At 66.6% G+C, this 497-nt stretch carries 1 pseudogene; it reads right to left on the bottom strand.

The annotated features are described in order from the left end of the window. Positions 1-431, bottom strand: a pseudogene (locus ACLBX8_RS31610) (transposase); the annotation flags it as partial. Positions 432-497: the final 66 nt, after the last annotated feature.

The following is a 497-nucleotide window of genomic DNA, read 5'->3' on the forward strand; positions in this document are numbered from 1 at the left end:
AAGATCGGCGGTCAGCGCCGCCTCGTCGTCTCTGCCCCGCGGCACCTTGCGCTGGGTCGAGCGATGCTGCCCGAGCGCACTGCAAGCGCGGCGCTCGGAGACGTCCAGGACGTCCATGACATGCTCGATGCAGGCGCGTCGGCGCGCGGGGCTGGTCAGTTTCCCCGGGCAGCCTCCTGCAGGATCAGCTTGTCGAGCGTGAGATCGGCGATTGCCTTCCGGAGCCGCTGGTTCTCGGTCTCCAGGTCCTTCATGCGCCGGACCTGGTCGCTCTTCAGGCCGCCGTACTCCTTGCGCCAGCGGTAGTAGGTGACCTCCGTCACGCCGATCGTGCGGATCGCGTCCCCAACGCTCTGGCCCTGCGAGACCAGCACATCCACCTGCCGCAGCTTGGCGACGACATCCTCCGGCTTGTGCCGCTTCGTTCCCATCTGTCCGTCCTCATCCTGGCCCGAAAGCCATACCTCAGGACGGACCACTTCATTGGGGGCAGATCA

It is taken from the genome of Methylobacterium sp. D48H, assembly GCF_053345715.1.